Origin of the sequence: Cylindrospermum stagnale PCC 7417 (assembly GCF_000317535.1) — a bacterium.
Classification (GTDB): domain Bacteria; phylum Cyanobacteriota; class Cyanobacteriia; order Cyanobacteriales; family Nostocaceae; genus Cylindrospermum; species Cylindrospermum stagnale.
Genome location: NC_019757.1, coordinates 576,166 through 596,337 on the forward strand (window position 1 = coordinate 576,166; position 20,172 = coordinate 596,337).

The following is a 20,172-nucleotide window of genomic DNA, read 5'->3' on the forward strand; positions in this document are numbered from 1 at the left end:
CTAACAGTTTTTACTCAAAATTCAAGGTGTACCGATTCCGGAATTTTTACTGCCACAAGTGGTGTTTTAATAAATACAACAACTTACAGCATATATAATGAGCCAAACCGAGAGCAATAATTCGCCTGAAACCAAAGCTAGCCCTTGGTGGCAGCGTATCCCTCTCACCTTACAGATTATCATCGCCCTAGTATTTGCCATCAGTGTCGGTCTAGCTTTGGGAGCGGGTAATCCTAGCCCTAGCAACGCCACCCTCATCACTAATTTAGCAATTCCTTCTGAGTTGGTGTTGAAGGCTCTCCGCGCTCTGGCAACGCCGCTGATTTTGGTGGCGGTACTGCATACCTTCATGACTACCAATATCCCCGGTACGGCTGGAAGGCGGCTAGCAGGGCTACTTTTAACCAACACTACAGTAGCTATAGTTGTCGGACTTTTAGTAGCTAACGTCCTCCGTCCGGGGACTTGGGGGAATTTGGTATCCCCAGGAACTACAGAAATCCCTACTCAAAATTTTGACCCTTGGGGATTGTTCAAGGACGCTGTACCAGAATCCGTCCTCAAACCGCTGGTTGATAATAATGTCATCCAGCTAATCGTGATTGCTCTGAGTTTTGGTATCGTTCTGCGGGGATTAAAATCGGAACAAATCGCCCAAGGTAAGAGAGGATACCAGCCTATTGAGGATGTGATCGGGACTTTGTTTGAGGCGGTAATCCGCGTCCTCAACTGGGTAATTGCTTTAGTGCCCTTAGCTGTCTTTGGGATTGTGGCGAAAATCATTGCTGAAAGAGGTTTTGCTCCCTTTCAATCTTTAGCAGCTTTCATCATCTCGGTGCTGCTGGCGCTGTTTTTGCAAGCTTGCTATTACCTCACCAGAGTGAAATTTGGTTCTTGGGTAGATCCACTTAAGTTCCTTGCGGGCGGTGCTGATGCCTTTTTGACAGCTTTCTCAACTTCTTCTTCAACGGTGGCCATGCCTATCACCTTTGAAGTTTTGCAAACAAAAATCGGTTTAAGAGAATCTTCTGCATCTTTGGGAGCGTTAGTCGGCGCGAATTTCAACAATGATGGTACTGCTCTCTATGAGGCAATGTCTGCGTTATATATTTCCCAGGTGATTGGGCAAAATCTGAGTTTAGGACAGCAGTTAGTTGTTGTTCTGACATCTATTTTTGCATCAGTGGGCGCTGCGGGTATTCCTAATGCTGGATTAGTGACGATGACTTTAGTATTTAGTTCTGTTGGCTTACCCACTCAGTATATAGCTTTGCTAGTAACTGTAGACTGGTTTTTAGATCGTTGCCGCACGGCAATCAATGTTATGGGAGATATGACTGTTAGTGCCTTACTTGATGGCAAAAAGCCTCATTCTGTGGAAGAGGCTTAGTTGTTAGGACAGGCAAGAAGCCTGTCCGACAAATTAATTTCAATTCGTTAACTTTTGACTGTTTTGGGCTGTTTATATAGCAATTAATGCTGTTGAGAGCCTTTAGCGTCACATTCTTTAGTCCAGCACCGTTCTAAAAGTCGAATTCGCCAAATAGATGCGAAGCGATGGGGATTCCATACTAATTTAGAATCGTGACTAAATACGGGCTGTTTTAAATACTGCCAAAGAGGAAACTTAATTTTTGTGTATTTTGGTGTCATAGGAGCAACAAAGTACTATAAAAGTGTTGTGTTACTAGTTGGCAATTTAAGTGAAACTTGCTAACTATTGAATATATAGTTACATATTGCACAATATTTTTGTGTTCGTCTTGGTTAAAATTACGGAATTTAAGTAAAGATTAATTTCGCAAGTTTTAAAGAAGTGTGAACAAATCCGGAAACTAATTCTGCAAGGAATACTGGGGAAATTGAATCCTTGGGAGAAAGTTTTGATGTGCCGGAAAAATTGATCCTAATTATTACCAATTGTCTATTAGAATATAACCCGTTTTTTTCTCACTACAAGACAGGACGCTGTTGTCATAGGTGGGAACATTCAGCGCTTTTTCTCTCCTGGGTTCTGCATTCAAGAGATTTGGTACATCTGTTGAGAATACCCAATTTCAATTTAAGTTATGTCTTGATCACAAAAAGATTCCCAACTTCTTTAAGAAGTCGGGAACCTGAAAGTCACTTTGATTTTCACAAATCAAATAGGATTGCTATAGCAGAATGAGAACTGCTATAAATATTTAATAATGTGTGCCTGCTTTGCGATGGTTGATGGCAGTCACAGCATCAGGTTTGATTAATTTACCGTTGTCAACGGTTGCATACACAACCCAATGATCGCCACATTCCAGGCGTTGGCTCACTGAGCATTCCAAATAGGCTAGGGCGTCGGTGAGGACTGTACAACCGTTATCTGCAAATCCTGTGGGGAAATTAGCAAATCTGTCTTCTCCTGGGGCAAAAGGCTTACGGAAATGCTTCATGTAGTCTATATGAGTGCCTTCAGGCAAGATATTAAGGGCAAATTTACCGCCTGGATACATGAGGGATTCAATTGCTCGTTCTTTAGCGATCGCAATTGTCAATCCAGGAGGGTTAAAGGTGGCTTGAGAAACCCAAGCACCGAGCATCCCTGTTGACACTTCCCCTTGTTTGGCACTAATTACGCAAACGGAACCGACAATCCGCCCAACGGCTTGTTCTACAGCGGTTGCGGCTTGTTGAGGTACGCGCACTTTCTTGGCTTTTCTCAAAGATTGGGCAAAATCTGTCCCGATTTCTTCACACAACTTGAGAGTGACTTCATCGGGTTTAAATTTGACCTTCAAGGTATCAAAGCCAAATTTAAATCCAGCATCCCGAAGTTTACCTTCAATTAATTCAACGGCTTCACCACTCCAGCCGTAGGAACCAAATACTCCAGCGAGTTTGCTGTTGTCACCGATGGTGAGAACGATACCCAAAGCGGTATGAATTGGGGTGGGTGCATGACCACCGATGGTGGGAGAACCGATGAGAAAGCCATCGGATTGTTCTAGTCCAGTACGAATTTCTTCAGGTGTGGCAAATTCGCAGTTGATGGTGTTGACTGCAACTCCACCTTTGGTCAGTCCGAGTGCGATCGCTTGGGCGAGAATTGCTGTATTACCATAAGCTGAGGCGTACAATAGCGCTACGGATATTTCGCGATCGCTTTGGGAACGACTCCATTCACCATAACATTTGGTCAGTTCGATTAAGCTGGAGCGCACCAAAGGCCCGTGACCAACAGCATACATCCTCACTTGCAAATCGGAGATTTTCTCCAAAGCTGCTTCGACGTGAGGCGCATGGGGAGCCATCAAGCAATTAAAATAGTAGCGCTGGTCTTCCTTAAACGCTTCCCAGTTTTCATCAAACACTTCATCACCACAGATATGCGCTCCAAATAACTTATCTGTGTAAAGAACTTGGGTTTGCTGGTCATAGGTACAAAGTCCTTCTGGCCAACGGGGACTAGGGATAGGCAAGAATTTCAAAACATGACCCTTGCCTAAATCTAGAGTTTCTTTCCCCCGCATTGTCAAAATTTTGATATCTTGATCTGCAAAAGCAGCACGTACATTGGCCGCACTAGGAAGAGAACAGACAAAAGTTATTTGCGGCGCTAGTTCTAGAATCGCCTTTAAAGTTGCCACGCGGGTGGGATTAAAATGACCAAGGATCACATAATCCAATCGTCTTAAATCTAAGGTCTTTTGCAATGCCTCTAGATAAATTTCGGTGAAGTTTTCCGGCGCTGGGTCAATTAGTGCGGTTTTATCAGCTTCAATTAAATAGCAATTGGCGGTGGTACCTCTTTCTAGAGCGTATTCAATTTCAAACCGCAGACGTGACTTACTACGTGCTCTGAGAATCTTAGTATTTGTCGCAATGGGAAGAACTTGGACGTCGCGTGGCAAAGATTCGGTCATAGATTTTGGTTGGAGTGAGGAAAACCAGTTTTTAGCGCGTTCAAGGAAGCTGGACAGGGAATCTGGGGGTGTCATGGTAATAGGTAATAGGTAATAGGTAATTGGTAATTGGTAATTGGTCATGGGGGAAGAAAAAAAACTATTACCCGTTACCCATTACCCGTTACCCAGTTTTAGTAATAATTGCCAACTTTCCGATGGCGAACTGCTGTTAGTCCATCGGGATTGGAAACACGTCCATCTTGCACGGTGCAGTATAAAATCCAGTGGTCGCTACATTCCATGCTGCTGGTGACTTCACATTCCATATATGCCAGTGCGTCGGTGAGAATTGGCGAACCGTTTTTCGCGGTTTGGGTTTTCACTCCAGCAAATCTGTCACCACCGGGAGCCAAGCGCTTGAGGAAGTGTTTCTTGAGTTCTTGGAAGTTTCCTTCTCCCAGAACGTTGAGGACAAACTGATCGCCTACTCTGACTAAGGAATCAATAGCGCGGTCTTTAGCAACGGCAATTGTGAATCCTAAGGGTTGTAAACTCGCTTGTGTTACCCAAGAAGCCAACATTGCACTGCTAACATCACCTTTTTTAGCGGTGATAATATACAGTCCGTTGCTAATCCGACCCAACGCTTTTTCCATGTTGACGTCGAGGGCTTTGATCTGCTTAATGTTGCGATCGCGCACCAGCAGTTGTCCCAAGTCTGTACCCGCTTCTTCACAAAGCTGGAAGGTAGACGCACTGGGAACATCTTTAATCCGAATCGCTGGGAAAGCTTCTTTCACACCCAAGTCGATAAATTTGCGCCGCAGGGTGTCAATGGGTTCATCATCCCCACCGTAAGATTCAAATAAACCCACCACTTGCTTGTCTTTGGTGACAGCTAGCAGGGAACTGATACCAGCTTGAGCCGCAACGGCTGTAGTTGGGGGCATGCCGATAATAATACCCGCTGCTCTACCTGCTAGTTCTTGAATTTCTTGGATTCCCGCTGAACCAAGATCCATCATTTCGATCGCAACGCCAGTTTTTTGGATGCCTTCACCAATTGCATGGACGAGGCGATCGCTATGTCCATATTCTGAGACATAAAACAAGGCGGCTGTGGTTTCTGATTTGGCTTGTCTTTGGCTCCAACTTTGATAGCACTCAGTGAGAACGTCTAGATTGTGATACAGTAGCGGCCCGTGTCCGTTGGCAATAATTTTAATTTTGCCGAGTTCACCCATTCGCTTCATCGCATTCAATAGCGAGCGAGCGTTGGGGCCCATTAAGCAATCGTAGTAAAATCTAAAGTCAGCTTCAATCGCTTCTAAATCTTCGTCGAAAGTGCGATCGTCACAGAAGTGCATCCCAAAGGCATCGCAGGTGAAGAGAGTTTGGGTTTTGCGGTCAAAGCTGAAAATCGTGTCCGGCCAGTGCAGGTTAGGCGCACTTACGAATTCGAGTTCGTGTCCTTTACCAATATCAATGCGATCGCCACTTTTGACAATCCGCTTGGAAAAAGGATCGTGTACCAAACCTTCCAAAAACTGAAGGGCAATTTTTGAAGCTAAAACAGTAGCTCTCGGCGCTAACTGGAGAACATCTTCCACTAAGCCGCTATGGTCTGGCTCTGTGTGACTGACGATTATGTAATCAATTGTCTTGGGGTTCACAAGACCCTTGAGAGTGTCTAAATACAGCTGACGAAACTTCTGGTGAGAAGTATCAATCAAAACTGTCAGCTCGCCCCTAATTAAATATGAATTGTAGGTCGTGCCATTTTGCAGCCCGAATTCGATATCGAAGCGATCGCGATCCCAATCAAGAGAACGAATCGCTGTTGTGTTAGGAGCAATTTCTACAGTTTGTATAGTTAACCGATGCTGAACGTTCTCTACGACCGCTACCATTATTCGTCTCCGAACGCAAATAAACAGTATTTTTTTCTGCTCCCATTCTCCCAATAAATTATTTTTAAAGTTGTAATGAAGAATATATTTTGCGAAAATCAAGATGTATCAAATATTGCTCTTTTTCAGCATATTTTTTGACTCAAAAAATCTACTAAACATAAAATTTGTTAAAAGTAATACGACTTAAATATTGATATTTCTTGGCCTAATTTAAAATCCCTAAAAACATCATACATATCATCTCTTTTTGGACAACTATTTCGTAACGAAAAGCATAGTTTTTGCTAATGTTGTATCTATTGTTGATTTGAGCGCTCCCTTGTTACATTCATATAGTGAACGGAAACTGTTGAATATTTATGGGTAATGTTTAACAACTCCCCGGGTAAATTTAAATGAGGATAAATAAAAGCGCGTACAAGCGTTGACAGCTATTTACGCTATAGGTAATGGCTGAAGAAGGTAAAAGCAGTGATTAAGTCAAAACCGAAGTATAAATTAATAAAAAATAATTTTTAAAGATCCGGTTAAATCCTCAGAAATACCAGTTAAAAAACAATTAATTAGTTACAATGAAATCCCACAGCCTTTCCATGCCTCCTTTAGGTATTAATCAGGGAAAAGCTGATAACCTATAGTCATAAGAGCCAAAAGCATAAGCGCTTGCTTATTCGCTATGCACCAGCTTATATACGCTGAAATTGCGATTTTTTTGTGCTTAATGTTACCTAATAACCTACTTTTAGGTTCCATCTCTTGGAAGGATATTTCAGTGTTTAAAGGAACACAGAGAACAAGATACCCGTCAAAATGAACACAATTGCATCTACTGGAGTTCAGAGAATGAAAAACATCTCCACCAAAATTGCTGCTACGTCAGCTGCTGGTGCAGTCACGTCTATCACAACATTTCGGCAAAGTTGTTTTAGTAGACGTTTGCTAGACGACTGATGAATTGCCCCTTGATATGTAAATGTTTTTCAAGCTAATACTTTTTGCGTAGCAGACCTCCGGCTAGGTTTGGCATCTTTAATTCTTGTGATTAAGTTAAATATAGTGTGTTTTTTATACGCTTACGTGTAAGTATATAGGCGTGAATAGACATAGCTGTGCCAACAACTCTGTAAAAGACGATCACCTATGGGATGTCGATTGAGGATTGTTTTAACTGAAGAAGAAAAGCAGACTCTGGAGGAGTTGAGGAGAGCCAAAGATGTTCCTCAACGTACTAGAGATCGCGCTCAGGTTTTACTGTTGAATGCTCGTGGCTTAAAAAACGAGCAAATTGCTCAAGGCTTGAACTGGGCAGTTTCAACAGTACGTCAAACCCTTCATCGCTGGGAAAAAATGGGTTTAGCAGGACTGTGGGATGCTCCTGGTCGAGGAGGAAAGCCCCGTTATGCAGAATCTGACTTGCTTTATCTAGAAAATTGCCTATCTCAAGAGCCACAGGCTTATAACTCTAAACAGCTAGCCACAAAACTGGCCTCTGAGCGGCAAGTTTACTTGAGTCCCGACCGACTACGACGGGTACTCAAAAAAAGAGGCAGACTGGGAAGCCCATGCACAAAACCCAATATGCATGACATTAGCTAATTACCAAGGAATAATTTTTTTTGGAAAAGGTTTGAGGGGAAAGGGAAACATCGATTGCTTTCCCCTGAATCCGGCTTCGTCAGGGAATCTCACCTCCCCAACTTCTGCAATAAGTCTTCTATCGAGCTATCGGAGTTAATTTAGGAATTTATGCAAGTTCGACAACAAATTTACACTTCTTTACAAAACTGTAGGGAATCTCACCCCCCCCCAACTTCTGTAAGAAGTCTTCTATCGAACGATCGGAGTTAATTTAGGAATTTATGCAAGTTCACCAACAAATTTACACTTCTTTACAGAAGTAGTATTTGAGAGCAAGCTTGATTCATCTGGGGGACGAGGCCAACTCGTCCCCTACTTCAGCAACAGCAAACTTTACGTTTGTTAAATCGCACCAACTGTGACGTACTCCACACACTCCCTTTCAGGTGAGTGTGGGCTTCTCAACGACTCCTAATCCGGACATTGATTGAGCTTTAAGACCGTGCGTCCCACGGTTCTTGATATTGATAGCCGCATTTAGATCCCTGCACAAACTTGTATGACAAACTGGACAATTGTGCATTCTTTGGGATAGCGGCTTTATTACCTTGGAACCACAATTAGAGCATTCAAGGCTAGTACCGTTCGGATTTACAGCGATTACTTTTAAACCAGCATTCGCGGCTTTGTTTGAAAGTATGGTTAAAAACCGACTCCAACCAGCATCATTAATACTTTTAGCCAATTTAGTTTTAACGAGTCCTTTGATATTCAATTTTTCCACAGCTATAACATCATACTTATCAAGTAGTAATTTAGCTGTTTTAAAGTGGAAATCTTTACGAGTATCAGCCACTTTTTTATGCTGTTTACCCAATTTTTTCAGAGCTTTTTTGCGTCTGTTGGAACCTTTTTTCCGCCTTGATACCAGACGCTGCAATGATTTAAGCAAGCGTTCAGCTTTGCGTAGATATTTAGGTGCTTTGATTCTAGAATCATCAGAAGCTACATAGAAATCAATTAAGCCAAGATCAATGCCAACAATATTGTCAGGATTAAAGTCAGGCTTAACGATAGGAACTGATTTGTCATCAAGGCTGAGAGTGATGTAGTAACCATCCGCTTTTTTGGTGACAGATACAGTTTTGATCTCAAATCCTAAGCCCTTCGGGCAGGCTTCGCCAACGGGTATTGGGCGATGAACAATTACCTTGACATCTCCAATTTTTGATAGCGTGATTTTGTTGTTAACAAAATGATGTCTTTTAAATTGGGTATAAGTAAAAGTTTTGTATTGTCCTTTCCCTTTGAATCTAGGTCTACCTGATTTCTTGCCATTAACGTCACCTTTTAACCATCTATCAAAAGCTAATTCAACTTTCTTAGGAACTTCTTGAAGTACCTGAGAGTGAATATCTTTGTACCAAGGTCTATCTAATTTGAGTTGAACTAGAGATGCTTTTTGATTGTAATAGTTAGGCTGTTCTGTTAATTCGGGCAGATGACAAATTAATGGACATCTATCAATAGGACTACGATTCATCTCATACCAGTCAAATCTTTGAGCCAACAAGTAGTTATATTGACAACGCAACTTTTCCAGTGTTTTATTAATTTTTTCCGCCTGTTCTTTAGTTGGTTTAATTTTGTACTGGTATGAGATTTTCACTTTTTGTCCTGGCTTTCGACCTATACAAACGATAGCATAAACGTACAAGTATTTATGAAAAACAAATCATTGAATCTGAGAATATCCGAGGGTAGATTAAATAAACTGCGTTTATATTCGGCTCAACATGATAAAACTATGACCTTTTTTGAATTCAAAATGCACTCATAGAGCATACGGCTCTATTTTGAATTTTTAATTGGAGCGAAGCGACTTGACCAATGTAATTTAGGATTTTATCGATTCGCTTAACGTCAAAAATGGCGATTCCTCATCGACCCACTGTCCTGTCAATCCTACGGATTGATTTGGTTGTGGGTCAATTCGTCATCGCCCAAAAATTCATCCCACACTGCCCTTCGGGTCAGATGTGGGGCTTCTTTTTGATTAAGCTAAACCTTACCAACTCAAACATTATCCCAAATATATCAAGCAAGCTCGTTCAAATGGAGCTATGTTAACCTATTCTGGGCTAATTTTGGCAGAGCTTGCTCATGTGATTGAGAAAACTGAATTTAAAATTTATGTTCAGTCTGATCAACATCAGTTACCCCAGGATTTTCGTCTCAAGGATTTTCGCCATAATTACCCCACAGAACGGGCAAATGTTGCTGAAGTTCAGTTATCTTGGATTCTGATTAAGGATTTTGCTCTCTCTGTGGATTTGACAGTAAATGAAGCAACAACTGATGCCGCACTAAACCGATTTCAAACTCAAGCTGTTGATGGCTACGACCTTCTGCTTCTAGAATCTATTAGCAGAGCAGGCGTAGGACAAATTAAAATCATCACAGATGATATTGACTATGCTGTTGTCCCAGATATTCAGATATTTACGAGTAACGATAATATTATCAAGCCAGCTAGGACACAAAGAAAATTAGTGGTGCAGTAGCGATTTCGACTGTTGATTTACCCCAAAAAACAAAGTCCACTTACACAATTAAGTGTCAAGTGGACTTGTTAATCATTCTCAGTGGATCCGAGCAGAGTCGAACTGCTGTCCAAATTGGGTATTGACCCCCCGCTCATTCACAGGTTTAGCCTTTCTGACCCTCAAGGCGGGAATCGTTCATTATCCCGAACGTAGGATGCTCTGATTTAATCTTAGCTAGCAAGCCAACCAGAGAACGCTTACTAGAGCATCCGTTGGGGGTTGTGTCTTTAGTCCTTAACGGAGTCAAACTGAAGACGCTCGAACCTATAAGAGGCGTTTAGGCAGCTACTAGAGCTTCCCGACGAGCAAATTTTACGATATTGTTCGCATTTACTTTTTTTTCGAGCCTTTGATTTCCGAGAGATGACTCGCTCTCGACCTGAATCACAGAGTAGCGTTCGCCAACCTGTCGAAACCGTGACGGACCCATGCCTGATATCTACATTATAGTGCGCTGTTTTTGAATTGTGTTGGGTATCGAGCAAAAGCTTTTGACGCAGCTGCGAAACGACGCCAAATACCAAAAATAGCCAACTGCTAATTTCCAAACAATTAGCAATCAGCTATTTATGATTAACTATGAGCACTTCCTACGTTAATGCTTCAGCACCACCCACAACCTCTAGGAGTTCTTGGGTAATTGCAGCTTGGCGGGCTTTGTTGTAAGACAATGACAGGGTTTTAATCAATTCACCGGCGTTATCGCTGGCGTTGTTCATCGCTGTCATCCGCGCTGCTAGTTCACTAGCTGCTGATTCTTGTAATGCCCGTAATAGCTGGTTACTCAGATACAGGGGTAACAAGGAATCGAGAATCTGCACGGGGTCTTGCTCAAAAATCATGTCGCGGGGTAAAGCGCGGACTTGGGTTGTGACTTTTTCCCGTTCTACTTGAAATTGACCACCACGGGTTGTCAAGCGGAAAATTTCGTCATCCGCTGCTTCTAAACCTTGTGGGTCAAGGGGCAGCAGAGTTTGCACCACGGGACGAGAGCTAACCAGTGAGACAAATCTGGTATAGATTAACTCAATCCGGTCTACTTTTTCTGAGAGGAACAAGGAAAGCAATTCGTCGGCGACATTTGTGGCTTCTGCCGCGGTGGGAATTTGCTCTAAGCCGGTGTAGGTAGCATCAATCGGCTGATCGCGGCGTTGGAAGTATTGGATGGCTTTGCGTCCCACCAACACAAATCTGTAGTCTAAACCTTCAGCCTTGATTTCCTTGGCGCGATTTTCTGCACGACGGATGACGTTAGAGTTGTAGCCGCCACACAGACCCCGGTCACCAGAAATGACCAACAGTCCTACTGTCTTAACTTCCCGTTTTTTGAGTAGTGGTAAGTCTACGTCTTCAAACTTGAGACGGGTTTGTAAGCCGTACAGTACTTGTGCCAAGCGGTCAGCAAAGGGACGGGTAGCAATTACCTGCTCTTGGGCACGACGTACCCTAGCCGCTGCTACCAGACGCATGGCTTCTGTAATTTTTTTGGTGTTTTTGACCGACTGAATGCGATCGCGTATTGCTTTGAGATTGGCCATAATCTTTAGGTCATTGGTAATTGGTAATCGGGAAAAAGGTAATCGGTAATTGGGTAAAAGTGATTGCTATTACCTATTACCCATTACCCATCACCCATTACCTACGCTGCTTGGAAGATTTTCTTGTATTCGGCTAGGGCTTCCTTCAAGGCAGTTTCTTCTTCATCACCCATTGCTTTCTTGGTTTGTACTGCTTGACTGTACGCAGGTTTGCCAGTCTTCAAGTACTCTCGTAGACCTTTGGTGAAGCTTGTCACTTTGTCTACAGCAATGTCATCCAAATATCCATTGATCCCAGCATAAAGAATCGCCACTTGCTCGTATACCGCGAGTGGGGAGTTCTGTGGCTGCTTCAGGAGTTCCCGCAAGCGTACACCGCGTGCTAACTGGTCTTGAGTGGCTTTATCTAAGTCAGAAGCAAATTGCGCGAAGGCTTGCAGGTCGTCAAACTGCGCTAGTTCTAGCTTAATCTTACCGGCAACTTTTTTCATTGCCTTGGTTTGAGCGGCAGAACCCACGCGGGATACAGAAATACCGGGGTTCACAGCGGGACGGATACCAGCGTTAAACAAGTCAGAAGAGAGGAAGATCTGACCGTCGGTAATAGAAATTACGTTGGTGGGGATGTATGCTGAAACGTCACCTGCTTGGGTTTCGATAATTGGTAGGGCGGTCATGCTGCCTTTGCCCAATTCGTCACTCAGTTTCGCGGCACGTTCTAACAAGCGAGAGTGTATGTAGAATACATCTCCAGGATAAGCTTCCCGTCCTGGTGGACGACGCAGCAGCAAGGACATCTGCCGATAGGCTTGAGCTTGCTTGGAAAGGTCATCATAAATTACTAGGGTAGCTTTGCCTTTGTACATGAAGTACTCAGCAATAGTTGCCCCAGTGTAGGGAGCTAGGAATTGTAATGTGGCAGGGTCACTGGCGTTAGCGGCAACAACGACGGTATAGTCCATTGCGCCTTTTTCTTGCAATGTTTGTACCACGTTAGCAACGGTGGAAGCCTTTTGACCAATAGCAACGTAGACACAAACTACATCTTCGCTTTTTTGGTTGATGATTGTGTCTATTGCGATCGCTGTTTTACCAGTTTGGCGGTCACCAATAATCAACTCCCGCTGACCACGACCGACGGGAATCATCGAGTCAATAGCTGTGATCCCCGTTTGCATCGGTTCGTGTACAGACCGACGGGCAATAATCCCAGGTGCTGGAGATTCAATCAAACGGTTTTCGGAAGCCTTGATCTCTCCCTTACCATCAATTGGACGACCCAAAGCATCCACAACTCTTCCAATCAAGGCTTCTCCCACGCCTACCTGAGCAATTCTGCCGGTGGCGGTTACAGAGCTACCTTCTTGAATTTCCAGACCTTCACCCATGAGCACCGCGCCCACGTTGTCTTCTTCCAAGTTCTGGGCGATGCCAATTGTGCCATCTTCAAATTCTAGAAGTTCCCCAGCCATAGCCTTTTCCAGACCATAAATCCGGGCAATACCGTCACCGACTTGCAGGACAGTACCGACGTTAGCAACTTTGACATCTTCGTCGTATTGCTCGATTTGTTGCAGGATAATGCTGCTGATTTCGTCAGGTCTAATTGAAATGCTCATGTGTCTATGCTTTGTTTTCTTTCGAGACGGAAGAAGTTAACAGCGATAATTTCAGACGCGATTCAGATCGCGTCTTGATCAGTAAGCGGAGTTAAGATCAGAGTAATCTGTTAGAAGTAACTTTAAGTTTTATACTTCCTAACTTTACACCCCTAACTTTCTAGCTTCCGCTTAAGCGCAATGAAAGGCGGCGCAGCTGACCCCGTAAACTGGCGTCAATTACCTGAGAGCCTACTTTGATAATTACACCACCAATTAAGTCGCCGTCTATCTTGGTTACTAGTTCCACCTGACGAGCCTTGGTTAGGGCAATCACCTTTTCTTGGATTGTCTGCTGTTGTGCCTCTGTTAGGGAAACAGCAGAAGTGACTTCAGCTAATACGGTTTGATTCAGCTGCCGCAACAGTACCAAATACTGCTGTAAAATCTGATCCAGAAAGGCAATCCGGCGTTTGTCTACCAACAGCAGTAAAAAATTGCGTAAGTAGGAGCTAGTACTTTCACCGAGTATTTGTCTGAGCAGGGCCTTTTTGTTCTCAGACTGAATAAACGGGTTGCTGAAAAAATTCTGTAGATCTTTGTTGCCCGATAGCAGGCTCTGGAGAGTACGCGCATCTCCCCCGATCTCTTCTGTCAAGTTTTTCGATTGCGCTATCGACAACAGGGCTTGTGCGTAAGACTGGGCTACTTTGGCTATTGCTATGTTACTGATCATCCTTCGCCTCCCAGTTGTGCGATGCTGCGGTCAATTAAAATTTGTTGAGCATCGTCAGCAATTCCGCCTTTGAGTTGCGTCTCGACTTTTTGCAATGCCAAAGCAACTACCCTCTGCCGCAGTTGAGCGATCGCTTTATCTAGTTCTGCACTTAAGTCAGCTGCCCCTGCTTCCTGCAAGCGTTCAATATCTACAGCAGCTTGTGCTAGAATTGCTTCTTTAGCAGCTTGAGCGTTCTCATCGGCTGCTTTTCTGATTCTTTCAGCTTCTGCTGTAGCTCGCTCCAGGTTTTGCTGCGCCTCTTTCAGTCGCTTTGCTGCATCCGTTGCTCGCTGCTCTGCACCCTTAATTGCTGTTTCAATAGTTTCGCGGCGAGTTTTCAGGGTGTTACCCAGAACTTTGCGCCCGAACACAAACAGCACAGTAATAATAATGGCTAGGTTAATCAGGTTGGCGTCAAAAATATTTGTGTTTAGACTAAACCCACCTTCTGCCTCCCTGCCTGCCAATTCACCTCCGACGGCGCTAGCTTCGGCCATCAACAGTAAAAAAGTCCCCATGATTTTTCATCCACAACTGCGCTGCCATTGCCTAACATTATCTGACGCTGCCAACTGATGTTTGGCAAGTCATTTTTGACAATGTCTCTTAACGTTTCCAATCTAAGTTTTTGTGAGTTAGCGCTGGTTTACCAGATCGGCTCCTAAAAGCTTGACTAACATTTGGCGACTGAGGGCATCTACTTGTTGCTCTAACGAAGCCAGAGCTTGTTGTTTTTGCTGTTCAATTTCACCAGATGCTTGTTCTCTTTTTGCTTGGGCTTCTTGTTGCGCTGCTGCGATTTTCTGAGCAGCGATTTTTTGGGCTTCGGCTTGAGCTGTGGCAATAATTGCTTGCGCTTGACGTCTAGCTCCTGCTAGGTCTTGCTCATATTGCTGCGCCAATTTTTCCGTTTTTGACAAGCGTTCCTGAGCGTCTAATTGATTTTTGCGGATGTATTCATTCCGTCCATCAATAGCATTGCCCAGTGGTTTGTAAAGAGTTGCGTTCAATACAAGGGCTAGAAGTAGAAACTGGATTGCCATCAAAGGCAGGGTAGCATCTAAATCAAAAAGTCCCCCTTCTTTGGCAACCTTTTCTACAGCCAATAAGGTGATCCAGTGTGTCATGGTTGCTTATTCCTATCTACTATTTTAGTCCTGAGTAATGATTCCTGAGTTAGGAGTTAGGAGTCAGACCCCTAACTTTTCTACTCAGCACTCATTACCCAGAACTCAGCACTGATTATGCGAAGGGGTTAGCAAACAATAGCACTAGAGCAACTACTAGACCGTAGATGGTTAGCGCTTCCATGAATGCCAAGCTTAACAGCAATGTACCGCGAATTTTGCCTTCAGCTTCTGGCTGACGAGCAATACCTTCTACAGCTTGTCCGGCTGCATTACCTTGACCAATACCGGGGCCGATTGCAGCCAAACCAACAGCTAGAGCAGCAGCGATGACGGAAGCAGCAGAAACCAATGGATCCATGATATTCTTTCCTTACTTTACTGAATCGAACGGGTCTTGAAGTTGTAGTTTACATTCACCCCTTTTTCAGCGCCTACCAATGTGCTGAACTCAGGGATTGGGAATTTTCCACTCCGGTTGCACTGAGGTCACTGAAAAGTGAGTTATCATCTGAGGGTGTTTTAATGCCCCTCATGCTCCTCGCCACCATGATGATCTTCCATCGCTTCGCCGATGTAAGCAGCAGCTAAGGTGGCAAAAATTAGTGCCTGAATGGCGCTGGTAAATAGTCCCAAAGCCATTACTGGCAAAGGCACGAACAAGGGCACTAGCAGTACCAGCACTCCCACTACCAGTTCATCAGCTAAGATGTTACCGAATAAACGGAAGCTTAGGGAAAGGGGCTTAGTGAAGTCTTCAATAATCTTGAAAGGCAACATGAACGATACTGGTTGGACGTAGTTGCCAAAGTACCCTAAACCCTTTTTGCTGAATCCAGCGTAAAAATACGCTAATGATGTCAACAGTGCCAAGGCAACAGTTGTATTGATGTCGCTTGTGGGCGCTGTTAGTTCACCTTCTGGTAGCTTAATTAGCTTAAACGGAACTAGTGCCCCTGACCAATTTGACACAAAAATGAACAAAAACAAAGTGCCAACAAACGGCACCCAAGGGCGATATTCTTTCTCGCCAATTTGGTTTTTAGCCAAATCCCGAATGAATTCTAGGGCGAATTCCATTAAATTCTGTAGGCCACTAGGAATTCTTTTGATGTTACTGCTTGCCAAGACGGAAACTAGCACGAGAGAGCCAATAACAAACCAAGAGGTGAGAAACACCTGGCCATGTAGCTTCAAGTTACCTATTTGCCAGTACAGATGTTTTCCCACTTCCAATTCGGCAAGTGGAACTGAGTAGAAGTTCAGAAAATTCAACATTTTCTTTCCATTTCAATGCGTTTCTCCAATATTACCTGGAGAAGAGGAGCAATTTTGCGGTGTGGATATCCCTCGCGCAAATATTGCGTGAGCCTTTTAAGGTTGCCGGAGCTTTGATGAGTCAGAGTCAAACGCCACCCTAACTACGTAGATGATGAGTGTGGCTTTATAGGTGAGAAATCCCAAGAATATGGGCAGTATTTGCAGCTGGTTCCACCGCGATGCCAGTAGAAGCAGAGCTACTAATAAGGCTAACCGAGTTTTACTCAGCGATTGTTTCTCTCGGCCCAAACCCTCAACATCTTTTGCCAACATCCTCAAGTAAAGCACACCTGCACACGCCCCTAAGAGATAATTTAGGGCGATGTTTAGGGAGTAGAAAATCCACACAGAGACAAAAACAATCCCTGTCAAGGCAAGTGTGGTTACTAACAACTCCTGATAGAGCTGATAGAACTCCTGCATAGAAGAGTCTACTGGTTCTGTGCCCTCAAAACCAGGTTGAGCATCTTGTTCTGTTGTCGGAGTGGGTGTAATTGATTCGTCTGACAAGCTCACGAGACTTGAAACCAGTACAGTTAACTATGATGGTGACTGCACATTCAGTCAGCTGAATCATATCACGATCCAGTAACAATACTTTAGAAAAAAACAATTAACTTCTTGCCAACAAACAGTCACAAGCCAAGAGAGTGGTGTGGAGAAAGAGAAAGAGGGGGAATGAGGCAGATAAAAGGAGTAAATACCTAATTAAAACTGCAAAATTGCCATTTTACCTTATTTCTAGTGGATGCCTGTTTCTCTAATCTTGGTATCATTGACGCCTGGGTGGTGGGATGAAGTTGTTATCAATCACATTAGTTACTACTTAGTCAGCCTGAGAAGCGATGAGCTACGCCGCGCCAAAGGCATGGAGAGCGATCGCACTTCTCGCTAAGATCAAAACGTCTACTGCTCAATTTCTACAGCTATTGGGGTGCTACTCGCCCACTTTTAACCATTACAAAGAGTTGCCAAAATAGAGCAGGACTTTTAGATCGGCGTCAATAAAATCAACTGTTGATTAAGCAGTGTTCTTACCCCATCTAAACCAAGTTGCACCCTTGCCAAAATCTCTGCCACTGTTAAGGAAGCATTACACCCTTGCAGAAATTCAAATTCTGCTTCTGACAAGTTAACAATCTGGTAATCGGAATTAAATAGACATCGACTAGGAAAGCCATCAATACAAGGATTCAGTTCGGGAATTGCCGTCAATAGGGCATGATCCTCTGACCAGTCAGCTTTGCTCAGAGGAGGACGAGAGAGGAAAAACTCGTAATGGCTGACTTCTGGATCTAGTAATTCTATCAGGCGGTAACGCTGGCGATCGCTTAATTCTGTAGCCCGTTCAATCAACTCTGGTGCTTTACTCAACAGCCTCTCCAACTGCCAGAAACCAGGATTTGAGAAGCCAACAAACTCCAGTCCGGAAGCATCTATTAATTCAAACAGGGTTTCAATGTTGTAGTCGATCTCTTGAGGATGAACATACATGTCGGCGAAGCATTCATCCCTTTGGTTTTCCATTGACCAGCGTTCTTTTTCTCGCTTGACGATTCGGTTTTTTTCTGGTAATGAAGCAAATATTTGTCGCCCGACTTGGACACCATCGCGGTAGTCGCCCTGTTTGTTACCTTGGAGAAGTGCGATCGCTTTTTGCATCAGTTGGATTTCCCAGCGTCCCAACTCCCCATAAACAAAAATATGCATCAAACCGCCAGGGGCTAACTTCTTCGCCAAAGCTTGAATACCGCGAATCGGGTCAGGTAAGTGGTGCAAAACGCCAACGCAGTTAATTAAATCAAACTCACCCGGTAACTGTTCCACATCGTACAAGCTGAGGTGATGAAACTCCACACGGTCAGCACCAGAACGTTTACAGCGTTCCTTTGCCACTTCTAACGTACCTGCACTTAAGTCAATGCCGACTACCTGGGCTTGGGGGTTGAGATGCACTAAGTATTCAGTACTTACCCCAGAACCACATCCAGCATCTAAAATCCGAATATCTTGTTTTTGCGGCTTCTGTCCAGTGCAAAAGCTGTAAGCAGCTAACCAATTCCAACGCCAGTTATAACCAGGTGGTGGTTCATCTAGTAGCGGTTCTGGTGGAAACGGATAGGTATCGTAGAGTTTGGCAACAGCAGCACTAACGGTTTGGGAATCTGACATTTTTGGAGAAACATCGCAGCAATTCTGAGTGTATCGAATGCTGGACACTAAGATACACAAAGAATTACCTTTGGACGAGTGAGACGCTCATCCTACAAAAAGCAACACAACAGCAAATACGATGATTTACGACCAATCAGAGTTTGATTTGCGCTGCGAGTGGGGTGCACAAGGAATTGCTCAACTTGCTCCCATCAGTGATGTGGTTGTGATAGTTGATGTGCTTTCTTTTTCCACCAGTGTGGAAATTGCCACCAACAATGGGGCGATAATTTTTCCCTATGGCATGAGAGATGAAACAGTCGTAGATTATGCCCAGTCAGTGCAGGCAGAGTTGGCAAGTCATCGGTTGTCTACAAGTAGATATACTCTCTCACCCACATCGCTGATGCAGGTTCCTGCGGGAACTCGACTGGTTTTGCCCTCACTCAATGGTTCTACCCTCACCTTGCTGACTGGGAATACACCAACCTTGGCTGGATGCTTGCGAAATTGTGAAGCTGTGGCACAGTTTGCCCAAAGGTATGGTAGTAAAATTGCCGTGATTCCTGCTGGTGAGAGATGGAAAGAAGATGGTAGCCTACGACCTGCATTTGAAGACTTAATTGGTGCTGGGGCAATTCTCAGTTACTTGCATGGCAGTTTATCGCCAGAAGCAGCAATGGCTGTGGCAACATTTCAGACTTTCCAGCATGATTTGCTGGGGTACTTGAAAAAATCTAGTTCTGGTAAAGAGTTGATTGCAAAGGGGTTTGAGTCAGACGTTGAACTGGCAGCCGCTTGCAATGTTAGTAACTGCGTGCCTTTATTTGTTAATAAAGCCTATGTTCAAAGGTCACATTGATGAGTTTGGCAATATTTGGCGCTGTCTATTTCTCCCTGCAATTTATTCAGGGGAATGATCTGTAAATTAGTTCCGCCCTGCACCTCAGCAGTAATGTAACCATACTTTTTGCCACGAGCAAACTGGTCTCGACCAACTTTTGTGATGTATCGAGACTCGCGAAAATCAGTGGCAATATTGGAATTATAGATATTTTGCAACAGTTTTACTGCCTTAGCGTTTTTCGTGGTGAATTTTAAGCTAGAGTCACCACTGACGGTTATGCCCTCTTTAGCTACCGTCCCATTCTCAGCAGGGACATCAGCATAAAAATACAAATTTCCCTTCGTGCCGTCATAACCATGTGCGTCGCTGTTATATTTCAGGGTTGGTAGTTGGGGTTTGGTTTTTGCCCACTTGATGACGGTATTAATATTTTGTCCTGGTAGTGCATAAGCGGGAGTGATAGCTAACGCCACAGCCAGAGCAGACACAGTAGTACGGTAAACTAATTTAAATTTATTACTTTTAAACATCTATTTTACGGAGAATCTCCATCCTGATAGCTACAAGATTAACTCGCTAAAATACTTGTGGCGTTAGAAATCAGTGAACCAAAATACAAGGTATAAATTAATTTATGTCTACTGGGGATGAGAAAACTTAACTGTTTTAGATACAAAACTTAGGTTTGATCTCGACCAAGCTGAAGTATCTACATTCTCAACCTGACGTATTCGGGCTACAAGTTCTACACACTTCTTAATAAATCACCAGGTAAAACGCAAAACGTTCTAATCTAAAAACTAACTGGGTTAATTTACTGGCAGTTTTGAAG

General features: G+C 43.7%; 18 protein-coding genes and 1 other RNA gene. 5 read left to right on the forward strand and 14 right to left on the reverse strand.

The features are described from left to right. Window positions 1–97 precede the first annotated feature (97 nt). The gene (locus CYLST_RS02445) at window positions 98–1,390 is read left to right on the forward strand and encodes a dicarboxylate/amino acid:cation symporter (protein ID WP_015206115.1); all 1,293 of its coding nucleotides are present in this window, start codon (window positions 98–100) and stop codon (window positions 1,388–1,390) included. A gap of 796 nt (window positions 1,391–2,186) precedes the next feature. Here CYLST_RS02445 and CYLST_RS02450 read toward each other — a convergent pair. Both CYLST_RS02450 and CYLST_RS02455 read right to left on the reverse strand, forming a co-directional pair. Beyond that, entirely contained in the window at window positions 2,187–3,899 is a 1,713-nt protein-coding gene (locus CYLST_RS02450; protein ID WP_041233386.1) for a diflavin flavoprotein, read from the reverse strand. A gap of 173 nt (window positions 3,900–4,072) precedes the next feature. Next, on the reverse strand, window positions 4,073–5,791 hold the full coding sequence (locus CYLST_RS02455; protein WP_015206118.1) for a diflavin flavoprotein: 1,719 nt from the start codon (window positions 5,789–5,791) through the stop codon (window positions 4,073–4,075). A gap of 1,155 nt (window positions 5,792–6,946) precedes the next feature. Here CYLST_RS02455 and CYLST_RS34095 point away from each other — a divergent pair. Beyond that, on the forward strand, window positions 6,947–7,390 hold the full coding sequence (locus tag CYLST_RS34095; RefSeq protein WP_157162516.1) for a helix-turn-helix domain-containing protein: 444 nt from the start codon (window positions 6,947–6,949) through the stop codon (window positions 7,388–7,390). A 424-nt stretch (window positions 7,391–7,814) separates the two neighbouring features. On the opposite strand, the gene CYLST_RS02465 is transcribed toward CYLST_RS34095, so the two are convergent. Beyond that, window positions 7,815–9,041 carry an RNA-guided endonuclease InsQ/TnpB family protein gene (locus CYLST_RS02465; RefSeq protein ID WP_015206120.1) on the reverse strand — a complete coding sequence of 409 codons (1,227 nt, stop codon included), beginning with the start codon at window positions 9,039–9,041 and terminating at the stop codon, window positions 7,815–7,817. A 454-nt stretch (window positions 9,042–9,495) separates the two neighbouring features. Between CYLST_RS02465 and CYLST_RS02470 the strand changes: the two genes are divergently transcribed. After that, window positions 9,496–9,936 carry a hypothetical protein gene (locus CYLST_RS02470; protein ID WP_051056090.1) on the forward strand — a complete coding sequence of 147 codons (441 nt, stop codon included), beginning with the start codon at window positions 9,496–9,498 and terminating at the stop codon, window positions 9,934–9,936. Window positions 9,937–10,015: 79 nt separating this feature from the next. On the opposite strand, the gene ssrA is transcribed toward CYLST_RS02470, so the two are convergent. The 9 genes from ssrA to CYLST_RS02510 form a co-directional block, all read right to left on the reverse strand. Beyond that, window positions 10,016–10,406: a transfer-messenger RNA gene (gene ssrA / locus CYLST_RS32710) on the reverse strand. A 162-nt stretch (window positions 10,407–10,568) separates the two neighbouring features. After that, complete coding sequence (locus CYLST_RS02475) at window positions 10,569–11,516, reverse strand: F0F1 ATP synthase subunit gamma (RefSeq protein ID WP_015206121.1); 948 nt, start codon at window positions 11,514–11,516, stop codon at window positions 10,569–10,571. A 101-nt stretch (window positions 11,517–11,617) separates the two neighbouring features. Continuing rightward, window positions 11,618–13,135, reverse strand: coding sequence for a F0F1 ATP synthase subunit alpha (gene atpA, locus CYLST_RS02480; protein ID WP_015206122.1), 1,518 nt, complete (start codon window positions 13,133–13,135; stop codon window positions 11,618–11,620). Window positions 13,136–13,295: 160 nt separating this feature from the next. Beyond that, the gene (atpH, locus tag CYLST_RS02485; protein WP_015206123.1) at window positions 13,296–13,850 is read right to left on the reverse strand and encodes an ATP synthase F1 subunit delta; all 555 of its coding nucleotides are present in this window, start codon (window positions 13,848–13,850) and stop codon (window positions 13,296–13,298) included. Then, window positions 13,847–14,410, reverse strand: a complete 564-nt coding sequence (locus tag CYLST_RS02490; protein ID WP_015206124.1) for a F0F1 ATP synthase subunit B — start codon at window positions 14,408–14,410, stop codon at window positions 13,847–13,849. Before CYLST_RS02490 ends, atpH begins: the two co-directional genes overlap by 4 nt. Window positions 14,411–14,527: 117 nt before the next feature. Beyond that, window positions 14,528–15,019, reverse strand: a complete 492-nt coding sequence (locus tag CYLST_RS02495) for a F0F1 ATP synthase subunit B' (RefSeq protein WP_015206125.1) — start codon at window positions 15,017–15,019, stop codon at window positions 14,528–14,530. 115 nt (window positions 15,020–15,134) lie between these two features. After that, entirely contained in the window at window positions 15,135–15,380 is a 246-nt protein-coding gene (gene atpE, locus CYLST_RS02500) for an ATP synthase F0 subunit C (RefSeq protein WP_015206126.1), read from the reverse strand. A gap of 161 nt (window positions 15,381–15,541) precedes the next feature. Further along, window positions 15,542–16,297 carry a F0F1 ATP synthase subunit A gene (gene atpB / locus CYLST_RS02505; protein ID WP_015206127.1) on the reverse strand — a complete coding sequence of 252 codons (756 nt, stop codon included), beginning with the start codon at window positions 16,295–16,297 and terminating at the stop codon, window positions 15,542–15,544. A 96-nt stretch (window positions 16,298–16,393) separates the two neighbouring features. After that, window positions 16,394–16,855, reverse strand: a complete 462-nt coding sequence (locus CYLST_RS02510) for an ATP synthase subunit I (protein ID WP_015206128.1) — start codon at window positions 16,853–16,855, stop codon at window positions 16,394–16,396. 232 nt (window positions 16,856–17,087) lie between these two features. On the opposite strand from CYLST_RS02510, the gene CYLST_RS34100 reads away from it, so the two are divergent. Beyond that, window positions 17,088–17,234 carry a hypothetical protein gene (locus tag CYLST_RS34100; RefSeq protein ID WP_157162517.1) on the forward strand — a complete coding sequence of 49 codons (147 nt, stop codon included), beginning with the start codon at window positions 17,088–17,090 and terminating at the stop codon, window positions 17,232–17,234. 95 nt (window positions 17,235–17,329) lie between these two features. Here CYLST_RS34100 and CYLST_RS02515 read toward each other — a convergent pair whose 3' ends face one another. After that, window positions 17,330–18,511 carry a class I SAM-dependent methyltransferase gene (locus CYLST_RS02515; protein WP_015206129.1) on the reverse strand — a complete coding sequence of 394 codons (1,182 nt, stop codon included), beginning with the start codon at window positions 18,509–18,511 and terminating at the stop codon, window positions 17,330–17,332. 121 nt (window positions 18,512–18,632) lie between these two features. Between CYLST_RS02515 and CYLST_RS02520 the strand changes: the two genes are divergently transcribed. Continuing rightward, a complete protein-coding gene (locus CYLST_RS02520) occupies window positions 18,633–19,355 on the forward strand; it encodes a 2-phosphosulfolactate phosphatase (RefSeq protein WP_015206130.1) in 723 nt (240 codons plus the stop codon). On the opposite strand, the gene CYLST_RS02525 is transcribed toward CYLST_RS02520, so the two are convergent. Beyond that, a complete protein-coding gene (locus CYLST_RS02525) occupies window positions 19,340–19,870 on the reverse strand; it encodes a hypothetical protein (protein WP_015206131.1) in 531 nt (176 codons plus the stop codon). The genes CYLST_RS02520 and CYLST_RS02525 overlap by 16 nt on opposite strands. Window positions 19,871–20,172 lie beyond the last annotated feature (302 nt).